This is a genomic window from Noviherbaspirillum album (assembly GCF_035916955.1).
In the GTDB taxonomy this organism is placed as follows: Bacteria; Pseudomonadota; Gammaproteobacteria; order Burkholderiales; family Burkholderiaceae_D; genus Noviherbaspirillum; species Noviherbaspirillum album.
Genome location: NZ_JAWIIV010000118.1, coordinates 1 through 1,184, shown reverse-complemented (window position 1 = coordinate 1,184; position 1,184 = coordinate 1). Strand labels below are relative to the sequence as shown.

Sequence of the window (1,184 nt, the reverse complement as noted above, 5' to 3'; positions counted from 1 at the left end):
TGACCTGTCCCCTTGAATTAGTACGGCGCTAATATGGAGTCTGCCTAGCCCTGGAGGCAGCCATGAAACAGCGTTTTACTGAAGAGCAAATAATTGGTGTATTGAAAGAAGCTGAAGCGGGCATGAAGGTCGCGGAAGTGTGTCGCAAGTATGGCATCAGCGACGCGACTTACTACAGCTGGAAGTCGAAGTTCGGCGGCATGACGGTTTCGGAAGCACAGCGCCTCAAAGCACTGGAAGCCGAGAATGCCAAGCTAAAGAAACTGCTGGCAGAGTCATTGCTCGACAATGCAGCATTACGGGATGTTGTCGGTCGAAAGTGGTAGGCCCGCAAGCCAGGCGTGACGCCGTGACGCATTTGATGACGGTTCACCAGTTAGGCGTCACACGCGCTTGCGGGCTGATTGGCATCTCAAGATCGCTGTACCGTTACCGCGCCAGACGGCCCGATGATCGGGAGCTGGCAGAGCGGTTGATGGCACTGGCTGGACAGAAGCGTCGCTATGGATACCGGCGCCTGCACATATTGCTGCGCCGGGAAGGTTGGCGTATCAATCGCAAGCGGACGTATCGGGTGTATCACGCCCAAGGGCTGATGGTGCGCCGACGTAAGCGCAAACGCATAGCTGCGCTCGAACGCCAGCCGAAGGCAACTGCAACGGCACCGAATCAAAGTTGGTCGATGGACTTCGTGTCGGATGGGTTCGTCAATGGTCGGCGGCTACGATGCTTGAACATCGTCGATGACTTCACCAGGGAGTGTCTGGCCATCGAAGTCGACACGTCTCTTACAGGACGGCGGGTGGTAAGCGTACTGGAACGCCTGGCAGAAAGCCGTGGCTTACCAAAGTCGGTGACCGTAGACAACGGCCCAGAGTTTGCCGGCAAGGTACTTGACGAATGGGCGTATCGCCAGCAATTGCATTTGCGTTTCATCGAGCCTGGCAAGCCACAGCAGAACGCTTATATCGAGAGCTTCAACGGCAGGTTCAGAGATGAATGTCTGAACGAACACTGGTTTCTATCGGTACGGCATGCACGCGAAGTCATTAGCACGTGGCGACAGGAATACAACGATGCGAGGCCACATAGCTCGCTCGGTTACCTGCCGCCCAACCAGTTTGCAAAAGGATTTTTAACCGCGGATTCCATCGCAATGTCGGACTAAATTGGGTAGCAGGTCA

At 55.4% G+C, this 1,184-nt stretch carries 1 protein-coding gene; it reads left to right on the top strand.

Annotated elements, in window-relative coordinates:
* The first annotated feature begins 62 nt into the window (after nucleotides 1-62).
* Nucleotides 63-1,168, top strand: a protein-coding gene (locus RY831_RS32965) for an IS3 family transposase (RefSeq protein WP_326510495.1) whose coding sequence is annotated in 2 segments (ribosomal slippage) — nucleotides 63-312 and nucleotides 312-1,168 — 1,107 coding nt in all. Because the reading frame shifts where the segments join, the coding sequence is not laid out codon by codon here.
* Nucleotides 1,169-1,184 lie beyond the last annotated feature (16 nt).